This is a genomic window from Aeromonas sp. SCS5 (assembly GCF_001887375.1).
GTDB classification, from domain to species: Bacteria; Pseudomonadota; Gammaproteobacteria; order Enterobacterales; family Aeromonadaceae; genus Aeromonas; species Aeromonas jandaei.
Genome location: NZ_LFCS01000003.1, coordinates 26,710 through 46,916, shown reverse-complemented (window position 1 = coordinate 46,916; position 20,207 = coordinate 26,710). Strand labels below are relative to the sequence as shown.

Below are 20,207 nucleotides of genomic sequence, written 5' to 3'. Positions count from 1 at the left end.
TAGAGTTTCTGGCCCATGGCTTAGAGGAACTCCTCGCCACCACCGGCACCCAGCATGATCTCGCCGGCATCCGCCAGACGACGGGCAATGGAGAGGATCTCCTTCTGGGCGGCTTCCACTTCGGAAACCCGGATGGGCCCCATGGCCTCCAGATCGTCTGCCAGCATCTCGGCGGCACGCTTGGACATGTTCTTGAAGATCTTCTCGCGCATCTGATCGTCCGAGCCCTTGAGGGCCCGTTGCAGCAGATCGCCCGGCACTTCCCGCAGCATGGTCTGGATGCCGCGGTCGTCCACATCGATAAGGTTCTCGAACACGAACATCAAATCCTGGATCTGCTGACTCATCTCCTCGTCCGACTCGCGGATGGAGTCCATCAGCTGACCTTCGATGTTGGTGTCGAGGTAGTTCATGATGTTGGCCGCAGCCTTCAGGCCGCCCATCTTGGCTGCCTGGGCACCCGCCGCACCGGCGAACTGTTTCTCCATGATGTCGTTCAGCTCTTGCAGCGCCGCCGGTTGTACCTCTTCCAGGTTGGCGATACGCATCACCAGATCGAGGCGCACCTGCTCGGGGAACTGGCTCAGGATCTCGGCTGACTGCTCCGGCTCCAGATAGGAGAGCACTATGGTCTGGATCTGCGGGTGTTCGTTCTGGATGATGCTGGCCACCTGACGGGCATCCATCCACTTGAGCGAATCGAGGCCGCGGGCACCGGAACCTAGAATGATCTGGTCCACCAGGTTGCTCGCCTTGTCTTCGCCAAGGGCGGCCACCAGAGCCTTGCGCACGAAATCTTCGCTGCCGATACCGATGTTGGTGTACTTCTGGATATCGTCGATGAATTGACGGTGTACCGCCGCTACCCGGTCGTGACTGAAATCCGACATGGAAGCCATCGACATACCGAGCCGTTGCACCTGCTTGGGCTCGAGATGACGGAAGATCTGGGCCGCATCCTCTTCATTGAGACTCAGCATCAGCACTGCCGCCATCTCCATCCCGGACATCTGCTCCAGAAGCTGGCGCTGACTGTCGGTGATGTCGTTGCCAGTGACCTGGCTCTTATTCTCTTCAGGCATCTTTGGTTACCCACTCTTTAATGACCTGAGCGGCCAGATCCGGCTCGTTCGCCACCAGGGCACGCACGGCCTTGAGCAAATCTTCATCACGGTGCAGATCGGGCAGCTTGAGTTGACCATCGCGCAATCCGAACACCGGCTCTGCTTCGGCCTGAGCCGCCAGCAGACTCAACTCGTCGTCACCACCCAGCACAGTGTGGTTGTCGAAATCCAATTCGCCTTCCGGCTTGGCATCCGGATAGAGCAGCCGCTTGAGCATGGGGCGAACCACGGTCACGATCAAGACGATAATAACCAGCACGGAGGCCGCGATGCGCACCGCACGCCAGAACCAGGGCTCATCATAGACAGGGGTGGCCGCCACGGCTTCAAGCTCGGGACGGTTGAACGGGATGGCAACCACTTCCAGAGTGTCACCACGGGTCACATCAAACCCCAGACCACCGCTCAATAGACGACGCAGGGTATCGAGCTCAGCCTGGCTGCGCGCCTCGCGAGTCACCTTGCCATCAGCGGCAGTCATCGACTTGTAATCGACCGCCACGGAGACGGTCATGCGGCGGATCCCCCCCATCTGGCGACGGGTATGGCTGACGGTGGTATCCAGCTCGAAGTTGCGGGTGGCCTCTTTGCGTGAACGGCCATTGGCAGCTGAGCCACTCTCGCCAGCAGTCGCCTGCTCGGGAATGGTGGATGCTGCTGGCGGCTGGTTGCTGAGCGCCCCCGGGACACCACCATTACTGCTGCCGGAGCTGTTCTCTTCCAGCGTCATTTCGGAACGCACCGCCGGCAGATCCGGGTTGTAGGTTTTACGGGTCTGCTCCTGCTGGGAGAAGTCGAGGGAGAGATCCACTTCCGCCGTATAGTTGTCAGCGCCCAGTACCGGGATCAGAATGGCGTCAATTTTTTGTTTGTATTCGAGCTCCTGCTTCTGCTGCATCGCGAACTCTTTGCGAGTCTGGGCAGCGAGAGGATCTTGCGAGCCGGAGTTGAGCAGACGGCCATTCTGGTCGGTAACGGTGACACGAGTCGGTTCAAGGCCGTGGACTGCCGAGGCAACCATATCAACGATGGAGTCCACCTCGCCCTGCCCAAGAGCAGCCCCTTTCAGATTGACGACCACGGTCGCACTTGGTTTACGTTCGTTGCGGGCAAAGACGTTGTCTTTCGGGATGGCCAGCAGCACTTGGGCCTTGGCCACATTCTGGAACTGCTCGATAGCGCTGGACAGCTGGCGCTCGCGGCTCAGCTTGAGGCGCTCCGCCTCCATCCGCTGGCTCACACCGAAGCTGGAATCCTTGAGCAGGATATCTTCGCCGTCACTGCTGGCGTCAGTCACATTGGCCAGACCGGCACGGGTCAGCGCCAGCTTGATATTGGGATAGTTCTCGGCACTGACCAGCACGCTCTTGCCATCCACCTCGTAGGGGATCTTCTGCTGATCGAGGAAGTCGAGGGTCTTGACCAGCTCCTGGGTGGTATAGGTGCCGAGGGGACGCATGTCCGGCTCCTTGCCCCAGAGCAGGATAAACACGGCAATGGCCAGACAGATGGCAAGTCCCAGGATCAGGGTGATCTGGCGCAGTACATCGGTATTGGACAGAAAGCCCAGTGCCGAACTCTTCTGCTCATTCTCATCGAGGGCGGCAGTACCCTCATCGTTTAGCAGCAGATCGCCGTTTTGGTCAGTAGCCACGATTTATGTCCTTATTGCTGACATGTTCATGATGCCCGGTCGTCATGATTCGTTGAAATCCTTTATACCGGCATGTTCATGATGGTCTTGTAGGCATCGACCATCTTGTTGCGTACCTGTACCGTGGCCTCGAACGCGATGGAGGATTTCTGCCCGGCAATCATCACTTCGGCCAGATCCACTGATTTGTCACCCATATCGAAGCGGGTGCGCAGATCGTTGGCGGCGCCTTGCAATTCGTTGACGTTGCCCAATGCCTGTTGCAGCAGCAGGCCAAAGTCGGAGCTGACCTGACGGCCCGGCTGTGCCAGCGGGGTTGCACCGGCCTCAACCTTGAGTGCCTGCATCTCTTGCATCAGGCTGTTTGCACTAATTTCCATTTTTCCATCCCCAGACAAATCATTGACGCTGACAGCCAACAAGCAATTATGATGCCAAACAACAGATCCAAGTCTGGACAAGGGTTGCAGCGAGGGGAAAGCACTGCAACCCGATGAAGGGATAACGCCATAGCAAAGAGAGGGTGAACCCTTTCTGAGGCGACCTTATTGGGTCAGATCCTTGTCGATCCAGTATTTGGATCCGGAGATATTGGCATCGAGCAGCAGCCCCTTCTCGCCAATCTGATAGATGGCCATGCCGCCGTTGTATTTGGCGGTCAGTTCAGCGCTCTCCTTGCCGGCCACCACGCCCACTTCGGAGGTGGCCTCCCAACCCTGGGTCACGAAGGCATCGAATCTGGCCTTGTCTTCAAACAGGATCACCTGCTGATAAAACTTGCCACCGATCCCGGCTGCAAGACCCGCACCAAACATCTTCATATAGGTGTGTTTGCCGGTTTTCCGATTAACAGCCACACCGGCCCCCTGATTGGTGTGAAGCATCAGGGAGAACTTGCGCGAGTCGAAGACGGCGTAACCATAAGCCTTGTCAAACAACAACTTGGCTGAGGGCTGTTCATTGAAGAGATGTATCAGCGCAGTATCAGACATGGTGTTGAGCGCAATCCTTGCCTCTTGTGCCGTCTTGGGGTTGACCATTTCCGTGAGTTTTTTGTCGGCGACAACCAACCACTCCTTACCGGTCGCTATGCTCTTGTCAGTCCAGACACCGGCGGTATTGAACGCCTCCTCACCCCAGGTCGAAATAGAGGCCCAGCTCTTCTTGGAGAAATCGCTGACATCCTGCCACACCTCCTTGCCGGTTTCGCTCAACGCACTTCCGAGATCAGATGCCGCAGCCTTGAGCTTCGCCCAGTCGGCATAACAGGGGGAGATGGCCAGACTCACGGCCAGACCCAGCAACCACTTGTGATTCTTCATCCTTTTGCTCCCATATCCTTTAGCTTCATGGCATTCACCTATCCGCGCGGGTCAGGGCAAACACCTTGGACAATCTTGCGCATTATCGGGATGAGCTCCGCCATAAGCAATCTTCGAGTCCATGCCCATAAGTGAGATACGTGCCAAACCAACATAAAAAAGGCTGCCCACCGAAGGTGGGCAGCCTTGATAGTCAGCAAGTCAAACCGCTTATTCGACCATCATCACCTTGCATGTGTTGGTACTGCCGACAGTCTCCATCTTGTCACCGTGGGTCAGCAACACCATGTCACCGCTCTGCAGCAGACCTTTGGCTTTCAGGACATCCAGCGCATCGCGGCACACTTCATAGACCGGCTTGGTCTCGTCACCGTCAAACAGCACAGGTGTGACGCCGCGGTAGAGGTTGGTCCAGGCCAGGGTCTTGTTGTGCGGAGACATGGCAAAGATCGGCAAACCTGAGCTGATACGGGACATCAGCAGCGGGGTGGTACCGGATTCGGTCAGCGCCACAATCGCCTTGACCCCTTCCAGATGGTTGGCCGCATACATGGTCGACATGGCTACCGCTTCTTCGACAGAGGTGAAGGTGTAGTTCATGCGGTGGTTGGATACGTTCAGGCTCGGATGCTTCTCGGCACCGACACAGACGCTGGCCATAGAAGTCACGGTCTCGATGGGGAACTGACCGGCAGCGGTCTCGGCAGAGAGCATCACGGCATCGGTACCATCCAGCACGGCGTTAGCCACGTCCATCACTTCGGCACGGGTCGGCAGCGGCGCATTGATCATCGACTCCATCATTTGAGTCGCGGTGATCACCACCCGGTTCAGACGACGGGAGAAGCGGATCAGCTTCTTCTGTACGCCAACCAGCTCGGGGTCACCGATTTCGACACCCAGATCGCCACGGGCAACCATGACGGCGTCGGATCCGAGGATAATGTCTTCCATCGCTTCGTCAGTGGCGACAGTTTCGGCGCGCTCAACCTTGGCCACGATCTTGGCATTAGAACCGGCTTCGCGGGCCAGCTCGCGGGCATAACGCAGGTCATCGCCACAACGGGGGAAGGAGACCGCCAGATAGTCCACGTTCATACGGGCGGCAGTCTTGATATCTTCCTTGTCCTTCTCGGTCAGCGCCGGCGCTGAGAGACCGCCCCCTTTCTTGTTGATGCCCTTGTTATTGGAGAGCGGGCCAGCCACAGTGACAGTGGTCAGAATACGGGTGCCTTCGACGCTCTCTACTTTCAGCTGCACACGGCCATCATCCAGCAACAGGATATCGCCAGGCACAACATCGTTTGGCAGGCTCTTGTAGTCGATACCAACCTGCTCCTGACAACCTTCCCCTTTGCCAAGGGCCGCATCCAGCACGAATTTGTCACCGATAGCCAGATAGATCTTGCCATCTTTGAAAGTGGAAACGCGGATTTTCGGCCCCTGCAGGTCACCCATGATGGCAACGTGACGGCCCAGCTTGGCAGCAATTTCACGCACCTGATTGGCGCGCAGGATGTGATCTTCAGGAGTGCCGTGAGAGAAGTTCATCCGCACCATGTCGGCACCGGCGCGGATGATCCCTTCGAGGATCCCTTCGCGGTCGGTAGCAGGACCGAGTGTGGTTACAATCTTTGTACGTCTAGGCATGAAAGACTCCGATATGAAGTTGATACGAGTTGAGATTCTGCCCCATCAAGCCGATAGCTCGATGCACCCGTTTGCAAGCCATCTGGGTGGCTTTTGTTACTAAATTACAATACTACACCAAGGCGGGTGGCATAGACAGTCGGGGGCAAAGCCCCCGACCATTCAGGAAGAGTGCGGGGTTTCGAAGCGGGATTCGCGCAGTCCCTCTTTAACCTTCTTCAGGTTTTCGCGAAATTTCATTCCCCGGCGCAGGGTAAAACCGGTTGCCAGTACATCAACCAACGCCAGCTGGGCGATGCGGGATGCCATCGGCATATAGACGTCGGTATCTTCCGGCACATCCATGGAGAGCACCAGATTGCACTCACGTGCCAGCGGAGAGTCCTTGGCGGTCATGCCGATGACGGTGGCATCGTTCTCACGGGCCAGCGCTGCAATTTCCACCAGCGCCTTGGTGCGACCAGTGTGGGAGATGAGAACAACCACGTCCCCTTCGCTGCTGTTGATGCAGCTCATCCGCATCATGACGATGTCGTCAAAGCTCACCACCGGTATGTTGAAACGGAAAAACTTGTTCTGGGCATCGCGGGCCACTGCGGAGGAGGCGCCAAGGCCAAAGAAGCTGATCTTCTTGGACTGGGTCAGAATATCGACACAACGATTGATGGCGGAAATATCCAGACTGTTTTTGGCTGCATCAAGACAAGCCATGGTGGATTCGAAGATCTTGGCGGTATAGGTATCCGGACCATCTTCCGCTTCCACATGACGATTCACATAAGGGGTGCCATTGGCCAGGCTCTGGGCCAGATGCAGTTTGAAATCAGGGAATCCTTTGGTGTCAAGGCGACGGCAAAAGCGGTTGACGGTCGGCTCGCTGACATCGGCCATCTTGGCCAGGGCGGCGATACTGGAGTGAATAGCCGTCTGTGGGGATGCCAAAATCACTTCGGCGACCTTGCGCTCTGATTTACTGAAACTTTCCAAGTTGTTTGTAATTTTATCAAGGGTATTCATCATCACCACCAGGCATTTTGTAATTTAGCTTCAGTGTCTTTGCACTCAATTTACGGCTAAGCAGGTTTCCAATCAACCTGATGACTATACAAGACAAGCGGTTAACGCAACTAACACCCACAATACAAAGTATGACTCATCTCTAATTATTTCGTTCTTTTCGTTACAAAATGTCACTGCCGATTGAAACCGCTTACAAATGTTGCAAAGCAACAACACTGTGAGCGGGCGCACGTTTGTGCGTCTCCAACAGACGACCATCGCTTTGGCTCGGTTAGAATTGGCGGCAAATAATAATGTCGGGGCGCCACTGGTCGTCCACACCTTGTAACGAAGGAGTTGTTATGCAGCATACCCATGCACTGGTCGGCGATGTCGGCGGAACCAATGCTCGCCTGGCCTTGTGCGAACTGGCCACCGGCGCAATCTCTCAAGCCAAGACTTACTCAGGTCTGGAGCACCCATCTCTGGAAGCGGTCGTCCGCCTTTATCTGGAAGAGCACAAGGCTCAAGTCAATGAAGCCTGTATCGCGATTGCCTGCCCCATCAACGGTGACTGGGTCGCCATGACCAACCACAGCTGGGAATTTTCCATCAGCGAGATGCAGGCAAACCTTGGCCTTGGCCGTCTGCAGGTGATCAACGACTTCACCGCCGTCTCCATGGCAGTACCGGTATTGGCTGATGAAGAGCGAATCCAGCTTGGAGGTGCCACCCCCATCGCCGGGAAACCTATCGCCATCTACGGCGCTGGCACCGGGCTGGGCGTCGCACATCTGGTGAAAGCAGGCAAGCAGTGGCTCAGCCTGCCGGGTGAAGGCGGTCATGTCGATTTTGCGGCCAACAATGAAGAAGAAGATGCCGTTTTGCAGGTGATGCGCGGCGAGCTGGGCCATGTCTCGGCCGAGCGCTTTCTCTCTGGTCCGGGCCTGGTCAATCTCTATCGCGGGCTGGTCAAATCAGACGGGCGTGAGCCTGAAGCACTAGAACCCAAAGCGATCACCGAACGGGCGCTGGCCGGATCCTGCCTCGATTGCCGCCGTACCCTGAGCCTCTTCTGCGTGTTGATGGGTCGCTTTGCCGGTAACCTGGCCCTCAATATGGGCACGTTCGGCGGCGTCTATATCGCCGGCGGCATAGTGCCGCGTTTCAAGGAGTTCTTTATCAACTCGGGTTTTCGAGTGGCGTTTGAAGACAAAGGCCGCTTCAAATCCTATCTCAAGGAGATCCCGGTTTTCCTCATTACCCATGAGGGCCCGGGGCTGCTTGGCGCTGGCGCCTACTTGCGTCAGTCGATGGGTATGGCCATCTGAACAAAGGTGGGAATGGGGCTGAATGATCCATGGTTCAGCCTCAATTCAGTGATCCGGACATATAGTGTCTGCACGTAACCAAGAGAGCTGGAATTCACAAGGAGTGGAAACCTCTTTCATCCACTGGATACGTTTGTCACCTGACAAGCCTGAACTGTTTCAACCGGCCCTCTGGCCGGTTTTTTTTATCTTCAAATTACTGCGCCAGCGACTTCAACTGCGCCTTGTCAGGTGGATTGCTCCAGTCAATAGGGCCATGAGTAAAGCGGTACTGCAGCCGTGGCAAGCTGGTCTCCAGCCACTCTTCCCGGAAATAGGCGTAGCCCTGATCCCAGTCTGGATCATTGGCCCAACCGGTTTGCAGGAAATAGAGACGGGTACCCTGCCCTTCCGGTACAAAGCGCAGACAAACCTGAGTCTTTTGCTGGCGAATGTGCGGGAAAGAGGGAGGAAAATTCCAACTGAAACTGAGCAGGTCGTAGGGCATCACAGCCATCACCCGGCACCCTTCACTGCCTCGCTCCCCAAGCGGAGCATCCGGTCTGAAGTAGATCTCGAACGGGCCATTCGGTTCAGCCACCATCAAACACTCGGGCGCCAGAAAACTGCGCAGGCCACTCTCTGTTGTCCAGGCATGCCAGACATCGTCTATATGAGCCGGAACAAAGATGTTGCCTTCAATCTGTTTATTGTCCATAAATCAGCGAGCCTCAAGCCATCCATACAGGGGACTTCGGCAGTATAGCCCCATGCTCATGACAATAGACAGAGCTTAATCACGTCCTTGTCATTTACTTCTGAACAACAAAAACCAGGGCACATAAGATGTGCCACGGCCTGACCAGGGAGGTCAGAATGATCCGCGTAATGGAACCAAAAGATATTCCCCAACTAGCCCAGCTCTTCCTGAAAAGTCGCAGAGACACGTTTTATTGGGTAGAACCAGCCAGGTTCCAGCTCGATGATTTTGAGCAACAAACAGCAGGAGAGGAAATATGGATTGCCGAACACGGAGGAAATATCTGCGGCTTTATTGCAATCTGGAAACCCGATAATTTTGTCCACCATCTTTATGTTTCGACAGACTGGCATGGCCACGGGATTGGACGAGCCCTGCTTGAACAGGGCCTTGCTACCGGCTCGGGCTCACTTAAAGTCGCCACACGCAATACTGCAGCAGTTGCGTTTTATCACCGGCTTGGCTGGATAGAGACCGAGGAGAGAGGTCACTGCGATCTTACTGGCCCCTGGTGCATGCTAATCAAGGCTTAACCTTCACTCTGCCCTTTGGTTGGCAATAATGGTACTGGGGGAAAGAACCAGCGGTAGAGATCAAACCAGCCATCACGCTGCGCAATCACAACCTCGTGTACCGGATCTCGCTGAAAAATCGCCACCTTGTTTTCCGTCAACGGCACCCAAGCATAGTTAACCAATGCGTACTGGGACTGGATGAGATTGTATTCGTTCAGATATGAGTCGTCCTTGCCAGACTCGTGGAGCTGTACCCTGCTGTCGATGAGATATACCAGCTGGTCAAACAACGTCAGTTGAAATCCGGTTATCCGCCATTTCTCCTTGGTGGACTCTTCCTCCTCAATCACGGTGATCTTGCCCCAACGACATACCCCATGATAATTGACGCCATTCGCAGACATTCGAAGTTCGTAATGACATCCCAGGCTGTTGATGAACATCCCCGCGACAAAAAGCAGTACCAAGGACAGCGGTAGAAACAGCAAGGCATTTTTCAACGTTCGTTTCATCAGCCATCCCTTAAGGCGTTTGTTCTAACTCTTGGTAGGAAAAAATACGCACCTGATGGCCCGAGATCAGAACCAGAGAGTCAGGTTTGGTGACTGGCACTTCGCTTTTGGCTTCCATACGGCAAACAAGTCCCGAAGCGCCCTCGCCACAGCTGACGTGGAGCCATTCAAAATGCAAATAACTGGCAACAGAAAGCAATAACAAGACAAAAGTAATATTTATATAGGTCAAGGTTTTTGCCAACATCGGCCGTTCCAAACGACGCAGCATTGCAAACTTGATACGTTGCATGAGGGATGTTGCCTCGGCTGCTGTGGGGGCAACTACCTTATCACCTGATGAAGAGGCTGTTTCAGGAGACGTAAGATGGGAGGATGCAGCAATTATCTCATCCGATATGGGATATGGGTCAGTGACAACATTTTCGGGTTCCTGATAGCCATATCCCACAATGACCTTGCAATTAAGATGCAAGGAATAACCCTTTTTAGGCGTACTTTTTATATCGAGGATCTGGGGAGTCAGGGCGAAGTGGCGACGGATATTGGCAATGGCTACGTTCAATGAATTGGGGCTGATAGGACGCCCTTGCCAACCAATATCCAGCAGTAAATCCTTGTCACACACTTCATCGGGATGATCCAGTAAATAGCAGAAGATGAGAGACTCTGCCGATGAAAACCGGGCTGTCTTACTGGTTTGTGCGGCATCTGAATCCGCACCAAAAGCCAGCTCCCGCCTTTTAACATCAAAAACATAATCACCGAAATGGTAGGTTGATATGTTATTGCCTGTCGCAACGCCCGTCATATCAGCCCCTTGCTATTTTCTTCATCGTCAAGCAAACCGGAATCCACATCCAGATAGAATCAAACAGCTCCGAAAACGGCCTGCCATCGCGGGAAATTCTAATGGGTAAGGATCTGCTTCACAATAGGAGCGAGAGAAGTGTACGACGGGAAAATCAGGGCAGTATCTATCTGTATCACCTTTCAAAGGTTCCCCCGGCCAGACCGGGGGAACAGGCAGGATGAATCCGTTGTTTGGTATGTCATAAAGAGAACCGTTTCAGACCCTAAACTGCTTCAACAACTTGTCCAGCTGGGCTGATAACTGACGCAGGTCGCTGCTTGCTTCGGCAACCTGGGCAACTCTTCCAGCATTTTCACTATTGAGTGTCGCAATCCGGTTGACGCTGTGGCTCACCGCCTCGGCAACCGAGTGCTGCTCCTCCGAAGCCTGCGCAATATACATGTTCATCTCGCGGATCAGGCTGACCTGATTCTTTATCTTCTCAACCGACATCTGCACATCAGCAGCTTCAGCGCCAGCCTGTGACGCTCTATCCTGACTCTGTTGCATCCCGGCACCCACATTCTGGGTAGCCTGTTGCAAACGCTTAATGCTAGCGCTGATCTCTTCCGTTGACTGGCGAGTACGCCCGGACAGCGTCCTCACCTCGTCGGCCACAACGGCAAAACCTCGCCCTTGGTCTCCGGCTCTCGCAGCCTCGATAGCTGCATTCAGCGCAAGAAGATTGGTCTGTTCGGCAATACCGTTGATTACTTCGATAATATTGCCGATGCTGTTGCTCTCGGTAGACAAAGAACGCATCAGTGTCGCAACCCGTTCCACTTCACCCACCAGCTGTCTGATCGCCTCATTGGCATGGCCTGCCAGACTATATCCCTGCTCTACATAAAGATTGGCTTCGTCAGTTGCCGTAGAGGTTTTCACGGCATTCCCTGCCACTTCCTGCACTGCCTGGCTCATCTCGGTGATAGCCGTTGCAACCTGATCCAGTTCGGATTGCTGGGCATCGCTACCACTGCGGGTATCAGCAGACAAATAGTCACACCGCTCTGCCGTTTGCAGTACCCCGGCCGACAACTCGTTAATCTCCGCCACCATCTCCTGCAGCTTGGCAATAAAGTGGTTGATGTTGATAGCAAGCGTACCCATCTCATCCTGACGGTTGATTTTCAAACGCTGGGTCAGGTCACCATCTCCTTGGGCTAAATCGAACACGGCTTGATTCATCTGGTTGAGCGGTCGCAGCACATTGCGATGCATCAGAACCATCAACAAGGCGATGATGCAGATATCAAGCACCACAATCTGCCAAACAGTGGTAATCAGTTGCTGCCGCAGGTGTGCCTGAATGGCGGCATCGCTGGTATGCACCAACAAGCGGGCTACTGTCGTCTTCTGGCCGCTGTCGTCATAAACCAGATCATGACCACTGTATGTGCTGATATCAGCGGGGATTGTACTGATCGGTGCAATCGACCCCGCCTCATCACGAGAGAAACCGGCTACCAACTTGTCCTTGCTGACCACCAGCAAGGCACTCAGCATGTCGGCAGCCAGCTCGGACTTGAGCGATGCCTCTATAAATGAGGATTCGTAGTTCCATAAAGGGCCTGGCAAAGAGAGCTGCAGACGGCTGATGGCCTGGTCCACCAGCTGCGCTTGTTTGCTGTAGCTCTCCGCCCTGGAGGCACTGTAATTGTACCCCCCAAACAATACCAACAGCAGACTCACCGACAGGGAGGTCAGCACGGCAATCCTGAACTTCAGACTTTTCCAATCCATGGCTTCCTCCCGGTATTAACGGCAGCCCGAGCAGTAAGACTTACTGGTACTTGGCGTTGATCTTCTCGATGGTGCCATCTGCTTTCATGGCTGCCAGGATTTCATTCAACTTTTTAATAAGCTCATCAGGGGTATCTTTGTTGAACGCCAAACTCATCTGGGTTTCCTTGAACACGAATACCGGTTTGGGATTGGCTGCCTTCTCCTTGTTCGCCAGATAGGGGGCCAGATACTGACCTGTTGCCCACAGATCGATACGTCCAGCCTCCAGTTTTTTCACGTTTGCCGTATCGTTGGCGGCCAGCTGCAACTTGGAAAAACCCTGCGCTTTCAAATACTCGGCAGCAGCATCGCCGTTATAGCCACCGACCGAATACTGTTTGGCATCGTCCAGCGACTTGATCGAAATATTGGCAGTGGAGCTGGAGAAGAAGACCCAGTTATTGTTAACCAAGGGGCCAACCCATTTGAACAGAGTTTCACGTTCCGGCGTGCGAGTCGTGGAATAGAGCGCGGTGTTGGGGGTACTGAGGGTATCTTCATAAGCCCGTTTCCAGGGCATCAGGGTAATCTTGTATTCAACTCCAGCGCGCTTGAACAGCTCTTCAACGACCTCGGTAGAGAGGCCTACAATCTTGCCCCCTTCCCCTTGCATGTTGAACGGTGGGTAATCCTCAGTCATCACGTTTAGCGGTGCAGCCTGCGCCGCTCCCAACGCCAGCACGGAAGAGACTGAAAACAGGGCACCTTTCCACAACAATTGATAGTTCATTGCGACCTCGCTTTGCTTGCCATTCATCCCTAAACCCCCGCCGTCATCAATGGCTGGGCTGTATGGCCCGAACTCGGGCCGTGCCGGTTTCCACGGCTCGCTACCCGCGAATCAGATACGCAGCAGCAAACAGATTCGAATGGTGTTAGCAAGCCACCATTTGGAGCAATGTGGCTCGAACAAAATCTGTGGCCAAATGGCAATGAAAGAGATAGAGGCAAGTAACCGTGGATGAGTTACAACGTGAAATGCATCCAACCTTGATGTGATATACGAAGGCACCTTAGTGATGTGCCAACACGTGATCAGGAAAGAATGAGTGAGAACACCAACATCCATTTTCTCGTCCCTGCTCAAGACTGCCTTAGAGCCAAACCTGTCCTTTAGCTAAGGCCACGAAGAGAGATCCGTCAAATAGGTGTGGCGACATAAAGTCGCTGGCGAGGCAATCCTTGATCCATGACAAAAATGAGAAAGCATAAAGCCACCGTGAGGTGGCTTTATGCTTATCCGCTTGAGACGTCTGGCAAAAATCAATCCTTGGCGGAGTCCATAACCCCCTCTTCTGAGTGGGCAGGCAGGATCAGGTTGAGCAGGATAGCGGCAACCGAAGCCAGACCAACACCAGCCAAAGCGAAGTCACCGATCTTCATCTCCAGCGCACCGACACCCACGGTCAGGGTTACGGCCACGATGGCGATATTGCGCGACAATCCCAGATCCACTTTGGATTCGACCAGCGTCTTAAGACCGATGGCAGCGATGGATCCGAACAGCAGCAGCATGATACCACCCATCACCGGCATCGGGATGGAGGTGAGCAGCGCATTGAACTTGCCAAAGAAGGCCAGAATGATGGCAAATACCGCGGCCCAGGTCATGGTAACCGGATTGAAGTTGCGGGTGATCATCACCGCGCCGGTTACTTCTGCATAGGTGGTTACGGGAGGGCCACCGATCAGGCCAGCGAAGCAGACGCCGATACCGTCACCGGCCAGAGTACGGTGCAGACCCGGATTTTTGGTGTAGTCCTGACCAGTCACACCACCAATGGCGAGCACGCCACCGATATGCTCGATACAGGGAGCAATCGCCACCGGCAGCATGAACAGCGCTGCGGCCCAGTTGACCTCAGGAGTTTCAAAGTGAGGCAACGCCAGCCAAGGGGTGTTGATCAGACCATCGAAGTTAACCTGTCCCATCAGTACGGCAGAGACATAACCGGCAATCACGCCACACAGGATGGGGATCAACTTGATCCACCCCTTGCAGAACACAGCAGCAATCAGGGTCACCGCCAGCGAAATACCGGCCAGAGTCAGCGCGGTTGATGCAGGAACAACCTGCTCGCCACCGGCACGCCCCATCGCCATATTGCAGGCCACCTGTGCCACGGAGAGACCAATCACCATGATCACCGGGCCAATCACCACCGGCGGCAGCAATTTATGGACAAATCCCATCCCTTTCGCCCGGATCAGCGCAGCCAGAATGAAATACATGAAACCGGCAGCAAACAGACCGAACATGGTGGACGGCAAGCCCCAGGTCTGGGTGGCATAGATGATGGGAGCAATGAAAGCGAAGCTGGAGCCCAGAAAAATGGGCACTTGGCGGCGGGTACAGAGCTGGAACAACAGGGTGCCCACACCGGCGCCAAGCAGGGCCATGGAGGGGTTCAGTCCGGTGAGCAGAGGCACCAGAACCATGGCACCGAAGGCAACAAACAGGATCTGCAGCCCGGCGACACTTTGCTTGACTAGGGAAAACATGGATGTCCTTAATTTTTTGATAACTGACAGGGATATTTGACACTTTTCAGTTATCGAAAGACGCTTTCAAGGTAAAAAGTGAGCATATAGGCATCACAAATTACGTTTTACTGCTTGGGGAGGGCATGAAACAGGCTTTTTAGGCGGGATTCGTTGCTACAAGCATCGAGTATGCGATTTTACGTACTTTTGTGGCAAACGCCAATCGTTTTTCCATCATGTTTGCTTTACCGGTCTCCACTCAAGGTCTCCCCGCACCGCTCTATACTTGACCACACGGTTCAAAATGGACAAGGAGTCCTCCATGCCAAAACCCCCTTTCAAACCGACACAACGCAGGCTCCTGATTGGTTCTGCCATTGCATTAGCCCTATTTGCCAACCCGTTTAGCTATGACTTTGCCCATCAAGAGTGGCAGGTGACCAAGGCATATGCCGAGTCCTGCTTCGTTGCTGGCACCCGCATCACCATGGCCGATGGTAGCGAACGTCTCATAGAGACATTGCAAGCAGGTGAACGAGTTCTGGATCAATATGGCCATACCAACCAGATCTTGGCGGTAGAGCGTGTGCTCTTGGGTGATCGCAGACTCTATGGCATCAACCAACTACCTCCTTTCTTTACCGGCGAACACCCATTCCTGACCACTCGCGGTTGGGCTGCTATCTCACCAGCCATGACTCGTGCCGAAAACCCGACATTGATTGTATTGCCCCTCTTTACCGGCATGCGACTACTGGGATGGTCGGCCGCCGCTAACACTGGCAACCTGGCATTGGCACCGCAACCGGTTGAGCTGCTGGTGGAATCCATCTACTGGATTGACGCTCCGCCTACCACCGAGCTGTTCAACCTGGTTCTTAATGGTACCCATAGCTATATAGCCAATTCATTAATCGTGCATAACAAGGATGGTAATGGGGGTGGCAGCGACCACGGAGGCGGTGGTAACGACAATAGCGGCGGTGGCAGTGACCACGGAGGCGGTGGTAACGACAATAGCGGCGGTGGCGGTGACCACGGAGGCGGTGGTAGCGACAATAGCGGTGGTGGCGGTGACCACGGAGGAGGTGGTAGCGAAAATAGTGGAGGTGGCAGTGAACATGGAGGTGGTGAACACGCAGGAGGAGACCAACATACGGGTGAAGAGCGCCATGCTGGTGGCGAGTTGCATGGCGGAGGAGACCTTCATGCCGGTGGTCGCGGCCTTGGCAACGGGCTTGATGACAACGGTGTAGATGCCGTCGATGCCAACGGCAACAAGCTCAGAGGTGATGGCACGGTCGATGATAACGGCGTAGACACCGTCGATGCCAACGGCAACAAGCTCAGAGGTGATGGCACGGTCGATGATAACGGCGTAGATACCGTCGATGCCAATGGCAACAAACTCAGAGGCGATGGCACGGTCGATGATAACGGCGTAGACGCCGTCGATGCCAACGGCAACAAACTCAGAGGCGATGGTACGGTCGATGATAACGGTGTGGATACCGTCGATGCCAACGGCAACAAGCTCAGGGGCGATGGCACGGTCGATGATCGCCAACAGGTGCTTACCGATGAGCAGGAGCGTGCGCTGCTCAACGACGGCTTTCGCCAACAGGGGCAACCATAATGTGTTATCTGCTAACACTCCTCCTGCTCGGCCTCGCTGGCTGCGCCACGGTCGACACCCAGCCGCTTTACCATCAAATGGATAAGGCAGATGTTCAACTGGCCAATCAGGCACTCGCCAAGGCGCTGGAAACCCGCACCAAAGGGCAGAGCCTCACCTGGTTCAATCCGGCTAACCGTCACTCGGGTAGCGTCACCCCGCTGCGCACCTTCCGCCATACCAGTGGAGAGTGGTGTCGCGACTATCGCGAGCAACTCTATATCGGCAAGGCCAGCCAGCAGTGGCAGGATACCGCCTGCCGCAATCAGCAAGGGCGCTGGCGGCCACTACGCACTTAGTACGTGATGGAATAAACGAAGGGGGTAGCAGTGCGACCCCCTTGTCATTTTGGCCGACCCGTTATCCGGGTGGTGGATACGCGGTTATACCCGACGATAGGGCAGGTAAACCGGCTCCCACATGTGGTTGAGGATATGCAGTTGCAGATCCTGGCCAATCAGCGGGTGGGATGGATCCCGGCGCACGATATCCTTGAGCACTGCAGTCGCCACATGCACCGAGATGCTGCGCAGCTCGCGAATACGCGGATAGACAGCCCCTTTCGCCAGATCGACCTCACTTACGCACTCGGCCAGTGCAAAGGCGGCGGTGGTGAAGATATCGGGCGTGATCTCGCGGATCTGGCTGACAATCGCAGCCAGCCCAACACCGGGGAAGATAAAGACGTTGTTGCCCTGCCCGACCCGGAAATCCTGCCCGTCATAATTCACATCCTTGAACGGACTGCCGGTCGCGACGATGGCCTTGCCTTGGCTCCAGTTGTAGATATCTTCCGGCAAGGCTTCGCAGTTGGCGGTCGGGTTGGAGAGCGGGAACACCATGGGACGTTCGCAGTGCTTTTGCATCAGCTGGATGTGCTCTTCCTTGAAGGCGCCACCTGAACCACTGGTTCCCAACAAAACGGTGATGGGCACATGACGCAACACATCGGTCAGACTGGCCTTGCCGGGCACTTCGGTGTCCCAGCTAGCCAGCAGCAGGCCCGGCTTGGCGTAGCGGCGCTTGTACTCGTCAAGCCCCTCGCGGTTGTCACACACCAGTCCCTGGGTATCCAGAATATAGATGCGATCCCGCGCGGCCTGCGGATCCATCCCCTCGCGGATCATCCCAGCGCAGATTTGATCCGCCACGCCGACCCCGCCGGCGCCTGCGCCATAGACCAGATAGTTCTGTTGGCCCAGCGTCTCACCCTTGACCTTGACCGCCCCAATGATACCTGCCAGCACCACGGCCCCCGTACCCTGAATATCGTCGTTGAACGACGGCAGCGACTGCTGATAGCGGGCCAGATTGTTGAAGGCGTTGGATTTGCTGAAATCTTCCCACTGCAGCACCGCATTTGGGAAGTGACGCTTGACCCCCTGCACGAACTTGTCGATGAACTCCTCATACTCCTTGCCACGGATCCGCTTGTGCGGGCGACCGAGGTACATGGGATCATCCAGCAGTTTCTGGTTGTCGGTGCCGACATCCAGCGCAATCGGCATGCAGCAGGCCGGATGGATGCCCGCCCCCAGGGTATAGAGCGCCAGCTTGCCGATGGGAATACCCATACCGCCAACCCCCTGGTCGCCGATCCCCAGAATCCCCTGGCTGTCGGTTACAACAATGATGCGGATCGATTTGGCATCGAAGTGGCGGGCCTGACTGCCCATGTCATCCACGTTGTCCGGGGTGATGTAGAGGCCGCGCGGCTTCTGGAAGCGGTGGCTGAACTCCTGACACGCCTTGCCGACGGTCGGGGTATAGATATAGGGGGTCATCTCCTCCACATGGCGAGACAACAGGGCATAGAAGAGGGTCTCGTTGCGATCCTGCAGCGCGCGCAGGTTCTGGTATTTCTCGATATCGCTGCTCGCGCTCTTGAAGCCTTCATAAACCCGATCCAGCTGGGCTTCGAAGGTTTGCACCTGAGGAGGCAGCAAGCCATCGAGATCGAAATCGGCCCGCTCCTGTTCGGTAAAGGCGGTGCCCTTGTTGAGATAACGATTGTTGAGCAGATCAGTGCCTGTCAGTGCAACGGGGCGAAAATCCTGTCCCTGTGCATCTTTCCACAGCAGATATTGTCCGGTAGCCATAGTCATTCTCTTTGATTTACGTGAAGTTGCCGTTCGGCAGGAGAGCAAGACTCATAATGAAATCAATCATATGACGTTTAGTTGTTTCATTTTGTGAGCTTGGCCATACCCTGCGGCCAAAAAGATGCCCAAACGTGACTCAAACACATCCATTTTCCGCACCAATGGCGACGGCATCAGACCACACTGCGGTTGATGAAGAACTATGCTGAACATCAGACCCATTGCACGGAAACACCAACCGGTATGCCAGGCACCAACACCATACACAACATTCTTGTCGTCGATGATATGGCCTCCAATCGCTATATCCTGCGCAGCCTGCTCGAAGAGGAGGGCTATCAGGTGCGGGAAGCTGAAGATGGCCAGCAGGCCGTTGCTGCGGTCGCGCAAGCCACTCCCGACCTCATTCTGATGGACATCAATATGCCAGTGATGGATGGCTACGAGGCGTGCCGCCGTATCAAACAACAACAGGGGCACTGGGGCTTGCCCGTCATCTTCATCAGCGCCAACAGCGAGATCAGTGCCCTTGAGCAGGCCTTTCAGGCGGGCGGCTGCGACTATGTCTCCAAGCCGTTCCACCAGCTCGAGGTACTGGCCCGGGTGCAGAACCAGCTGCGCCTGCGCGAGCTTGGTCGCCAGCAGGCCAAGGTACAGCTCTATCAGAGCCTGTTTCAGCTCACCGCCGGCATCGCCCACGAGATCAACACGCCGGTCGGAGTTGGCATCACCGCCTCCAGCCTTATTCAGGGCGCCGGCGATCTGCTGGCCAATGCGGTAAAAAACGGGGTTCTGGGTCAGCGCCTGCTCAACCAGCAGCTGACCGATATCAAGGAGGGCACCGAGCTGGTGGAGTCCAGCCTGCGCCGGGTCGCCCTGCTCATCACCCGCTTCAAGGAGCTGACCCGCGATCAGAACGAACAGGAGGCGCGCCCCTTCGCAGTGAAGAAGTGTGCCGAGCATATGTTGCAGGCATTCGCCGCCGAGCTGCAGATTGCCAGAGTCACCCCCCGCCTTGAGGGGAGCGAAGTCACCCTGACCGCCCCCGAGACGCTCTTCGTCGACCTGCTGCAGGAGCTGGTGAAAAACAGCATGGACCACGCCTTTCACGGCAACGGGGAGCACAGCTTCACCATCCACGTCGCTCAGGATGAGGAGTCGCTGCTGCTCACTTATCAGGACTCGGGCCCCGGCATGCCGCCAGAGAAACTTCCCCGCCTGTTTGAACCCTTCTTCACCACCCTGCGCGGCAACACCAGCCACTGCGGGCTCAGCGCCTGCCGTATCCACAATCTGGTAGAGAACAACTTGCGCGGTTCGGTCAACGTCACCAGCCCGCCGGGCGAGGGATTGCGCTACGAAATCCACCTGCCGCTCAAGCCGGTGGCCTGAGCCGGCATTCGGAGAAAATTGAACATAAAAAGGGGCGCCGCTGCGCCCCTTCTCTTTACTCTTTGTCGAC

General features: G+C 55.4%; 18 protein-coding genes. 5 read left to right on the top strand and 13 right to left on the bottom strand.

Features of this window, described 5'->3' with window-relative positions; genetic code table 11:
• Window positions 1-20: 20 nt before the first annotated feature.
• The 6 genes from fliG to BS300_RS03215 all read right to left on the bottom strand — a co-directional run bounded on the left by fliG (window position 21) and on the right by BS300_RS03215 (window position 6,767).
• Window positions 21-1,082 carry a flagellar motor switch protein FliG gene (gene fliG / locus BS300_RS03240; RefSeq protein ID WP_033114465.1) on the bottom strand — a complete coding sequence of 354 codons (1,062 nt, stop codon included), beginning with the start codon at window positions 1,080-1,082 and terminating at the stop codon, window positions 21-23.
• Window positions 1,075-2,778, bottom strand: coding sequence for a flagellar basal-body MS-ring/collar protein FliF (fliF, locus tag BS300_RS03235; protein WP_071910757.1), 1,704 nt, complete (start codon window positions 2,776-2,778; stop codon window positions 1,075-1,077). Before fliF ends, fliG begins: the two co-directional genes overlap by 8 nt.
• A 62-nt stretch (window positions 2,779-2,840) precedes the next feature.
• Window positions 2,841-3,158: a flagellar hook-basal body complex protein FliE gene (gene fliE, locus BS300_RS03230; protein WP_071910754.1), complete on the bottom strand. Its 318-nt coding sequence runs from the start codon at window positions 3,156-3,158 to the stop codon at window positions 2,841-2,843.
• A 165-nt stretch (window positions 3,159-3,323) separates the two neighbouring features.
• Window positions 3,324-4,100 (bottom strand): lipoprotein, encoded by a 777-nt coding sequence (locus tag BS300_RS03225; protein WP_041208925.1) that lies wholly within the window; start codon window positions 4,098-4,100, stop codon window positions 3,324-3,326.
• A gap of 210 nt (window positions 4,101-4,310) precedes the next feature.
• Window positions 4,311-5,750 (bottom strand): pyruvate kinase, encoded by a 1,440-nt coding sequence (gene pyk / locus BS300_RS03220; RefSeq protein WP_033114470.1) that lies wholly within the window; start codon window positions 5,748-5,750, stop codon window positions 4,311-4,313.
• Between the two features lie 162 nt (window positions 5,751-5,912).
• Window positions 5,913-6,767 (bottom strand): MurR/RpiR family transcriptional regulator, encoded by an 855-nt coding sequence (locus tag BS300_RS03215; protein WP_005334759.1) that lies wholly within the window; start codon window positions 6,765-6,767, stop codon window positions 5,913-5,915.
• Window positions 6,768-7,063: 296 nt separating this feature from the next.
• Here BS300_RS03215 and glk point away from each other — a divergent pair, with 296 nt between their 5' ends.
• Complete coding sequence (gene glk, locus BS300_RS03210; protein WP_083593353.1) at window positions 7,064-8,080, top strand: glucokinase; 1,017 nt, start codon at window positions 7,064-7,066, stop codon at window positions 8,078-8,080.
• A 196-nt stretch (window positions 8,081-8,276) separates the two neighbouring features.
• Here the strand turns inward: glk and BS300_RS03205 are convergent, their stop codons facing one another.
• Window positions 8,277-8,777, bottom strand: a complete 501-nt coding sequence (locus BS300_RS03205; RefSeq protein WP_041208927.1) for an SRPBCC domain-containing protein — start codon at window positions 8,775-8,777, stop codon at window positions 8,277-8,279.
• A gap of 158 nt (window positions 8,778-8,935) precedes the next feature.
• Here BS300_RS03205 and BS300_RS03200 point away from each other — a divergent pair, with 158 nt between their 5' ends.
• A complete protein-coding gene (locus BS300_RS03200; RefSeq protein ID WP_071910750.1) occupies window positions 8,936-9,352 on the top strand; it encodes a GNAT family N-acetyltransferase in 417 nt (138 codons plus the stop codon).
• Here BS300_RS03200 and BS300_RS03195 read toward each other — a convergent pair.
• The 5 genes from BS300_RS03195 to BS300_RS03175 form a co-directional block, all read right to left on the bottom strand.
• Window positions 9,349-9,846: a hypothetical protein gene (locus BS300_RS03195; protein ID WP_071910748.1), complete on the bottom strand. Its 498-nt coding sequence runs from the start codon at window positions 9,844-9,846 to the stop codon at window positions 9,349-9,351. The two genes, BS300_RS03200 and BS300_RS03195, sit on opposite strands and share 4 nt — an antisense overlap.
• Before the next feature lie 10 nt (window positions 9,847-9,856).
• The gene (locus BS300_RS03190) at window positions 9,857-10,657 is read right to left on the bottom strand and encodes a winged helix-turn-helix domain-containing protein (RefSeq protein WP_071910746.1); all 801 of its coding nucleotides are present in this window, start codon (window positions 10,655-10,657) and stop codon (window positions 9,857-9,859) included.
• A gap of 258 nt (window positions 10,658-10,915) precedes the next feature.
• A complete protein-coding gene (locus BS300_RS03185; protein WP_071910744.1) occupies window positions 10,916-12,442 on the bottom strand; it encodes a methyl-accepting chemotaxis protein in 1,527 nt (508 codons plus the stop codon).
• Between the two features lie 40 nt (window positions 12,443-12,482).
• Entirely contained in the window at window positions 12,483-13,214 is a 732-nt protein-coding gene (locus tag BS300_RS03180) for a transporter substrate-binding domain-containing protein (protein ID WP_042031631.1), read from the bottom strand.
• Window positions 13,215-13,747: 533 nt separating this feature from the next.
• On the bottom strand, window positions 13,748-14,986 hold the full coding sequence (locus BS300_RS03175) for a uracil-xanthine permease family protein (RefSeq protein WP_041208933.1): 1,239 nt from the start codon (window positions 14,984-14,986) through the stop codon (window positions 13,748-13,750).
• 304 nt (window positions 14,987-15,290) lie between these two features.
• On the opposite strand from BS300_RS03175, the gene BS300_RS21470 reads away from it, so the two are divergent.
• Both BS300_RS21470 and BS300_RS03165 read left to right on the top strand, forming a co-directional pair.
• Window positions 15,291-16,604, top strand: coding sequence for a hypothetical protein (locus BS300_RS21470; RefSeq protein ID WP_071910742.1), 1,314 nt, complete (start codon window positions 15,291-15,293; stop codon window positions 16,602-16,604).
• A complete protein-coding gene (locus BS300_RS03165; protein WP_071910740.1) occupies window positions 16,604-16,942 on the top strand; it encodes an RT0821/Lpp0805 family surface protein in 339 nt (112 codons plus the stop codon). Before BS300_RS21470 ends, BS300_RS03165 begins: the two co-directional genes overlap by 1 nt.
• An 84-nt stretch (window positions 16,943-17,026) precedes the next feature.
• Here BS300_RS03165 and BS300_RS03160 read toward each other — a convergent pair whose 3' ends face one another.
• Window positions 17,027-18,742 (bottom strand): NAD-dependent malic enzyme, encoded by a 1,716-nt coding sequence (locus tag BS300_RS03160; RefSeq protein WP_071910738.1) that lies wholly within the window; start codon window positions 18,740-18,742, stop codon window positions 17,027-17,029.
• 246 nt (window positions 18,743-18,988) lie between these two features.
• Here BS300_RS03160 and BS300_RS03155 point away from each other — a divergent pair, with 246 nt between their 5' ends.
• Complete coding sequence (locus tag BS300_RS03155) at window positions 18,989-20,137, top strand: hybrid sensor histidine kinase/response regulator (RefSeq protein WP_071910736.1); 1,149 nt, start codon at window positions 18,989-18,991, stop codon at window positions 20,135-20,137.
• The last annotated feature ends 70 nt before the right edge of the window (window positions 20,138-20,207 follow it).

What these genes read in the sequence shown, in the direction of transcription:
- fliG (WP_033114465.1), bottom strand. Translation starts at nt 1,082, where the DNA reads ATGCCTGAAGAGAATAAGAGCCAGGTCACTGGCAACGACATCACCGAC.
- fliE (WP_071910754.1), bottom strand. Translation starts at nt 3,158, where the DNA reads ATGGAAATTAGTGCAAACAGCCTGATGCAAGAGATGCAGGCACTCAAG.
- BS300_RS03225 (WP_041208925.1), bottom strand. Translation starts at nt 4,100, where the DNA reads ATGAAGAATCACAAGTGGTTGCTGGGTCTGGCCGTGAGTCTGGCCATC.
- pyk (WP_033114470.1), bottom strand. Translation starts at nt 5,750, where the DNA reads ATGCCTAGACGTACAAAGATTGTAACCACACTCGGTCCTGCTACCGAC.
- BS300_RS03215 (WP_005334759.1), bottom strand. Translation starts at nt 6,767, where the DNA reads ATGAATACCCTTGATAAAATTACAAACAACTTGGAAAGTTTCAGTAAA.
- glk (WP_083593353.1), top strand. Translation starts at nt 7,064, where the DNA reads ATGTCGGGGCGCCACTGGTCGTCCACACCTTGTAACGAAGGAGTTGTT.
- BS300_RS03205 (WP_041208927.1), bottom strand. Translation starts at nt 8,777, where the DNA reads ATGGACAATAAACAGATTGAAGGCAACATCTTTGTTCCGGCTCATATA.
- BS300_RS03200 (WP_071910750.1), top strand. Translation starts at nt 8,936, where the DNA reads ATGATCCGCGTAATGGAACCAAAAGATATTCCCCAACTAGCCCAGCTC.
- BS300_RS03195 (WP_071910748.1), bottom strand. Translation starts at nt 9,846, where the DNA reads ATGAAACGAACGTTGAAAAATGCCTTGCTGTTTCTACCGCTGTCCTTG.
- BS300_RS03190 (WP_071910746.1), bottom strand. Translation starts at nt 10,657, where the DNA reads ATGACGGGCGTTGCGACAGGCAATAACATATCAACCTACCATTTCGGT.
- BS300_RS03185 (WP_071910744.1), bottom strand. Translation starts at nt 12,442, where the DNA reads ATGGATTGGAAAAGTCTGAAGTTCAGGATTGCCGTGCTGACCTCCCTG.
- BS300_RS03180 (WP_042031631.1), bottom strand. Translation starts at nt 13,214, where the DNA reads ATGAACTATCAATTGTTGTGGAAAGGTGCCCTGTTTTCAGTCTCTTCC.
- BS300_RS03175 (WP_041208933.1), bottom strand. Translation starts at nt 14,986, where the DNA reads ATGTTTTCCCTAGTCAAGCAAAGTGTCGCCGGGCTGCAGATCCTGTTT.
- BS300_RS21470 (WP_071910742.1), top strand. Translation starts at nt 15,291, where the DNA reads ATGCCAAAACCCCCTTTCAAACCGACACAACGCAGGCTCCTGATTGGT.
- BS300_RS03165 (WP_071910740.1), top strand. Translation starts at nt 16,604, where the DNA reads ATGTGTTATCTGCTAACACTCCTCCTGCTCGGCCTCGCTGGCTGCGCC.
- BS300_RS03160 (WP_071910738.1), bottom strand. Translation starts at nt 18,742, where the DNA reads ATGGCTACCGGACAATATCTGCTGTGGAAAGATGCACAGGGACAGGAT.
- BS300_RS03155 (WP_071910736.1), top strand. Translation starts at nt 18,989, where the DNA reads ATGCCAGGCACCAACACCATACACAACATTCTTGTCGTCGATGATATG.